The sequence below is a fragment of the Fructobacillus fructosus KCTC 3544 genome (assembly GCF_001438695.1).
In the GTDB taxonomy this organism is placed as follows: Bacteria; Bacillota; Bacilli; order Lactobacillales; family Lactobacillaceae; genus Fructobacillus; species Fructobacillus fructosus.
Map to the genome: position 1 here is coordinate 1 of NZ_JQBH01000020.1, position 265 is coordinate 265.

The 265-nt window shown below is 42.3% G+C and carries 1 pseudogene; it reads right to left on the reverse strand.

Annotated elements, in window-relative coordinates:
- Nucleotides 1-265, reverse strand: a pseudogene (locus IV71_RS07295) (helicase HerA domain-containing protein); the annotation flags it as partial.

Below are 265 nucleotides of genomic sequence, written 5' to 3' on the forward strand. Positions count from 1 at the left end.
TTCATCAAGAACAATGACTGAGTGTGGTACTTGTTCGTACGGAATCTTTTCTTGTTGCCGTTTTAAGCGCCAGCGTTTTCCGTTGTTGATAATGTTTTGCTGTTCAATTGTCAACGCCACGTAGGTCATGGCATTGAAAATATCCTTGGTATTCAGAAGTCCCGATACATCGTAGCGGACAAATAGTTCCTTACTGAGATCTGGAAATGTTGTTGTTCCGTTAAAAACAGCCCCATGCTTCGTTGCCATCGTTTCAAACGTTGCA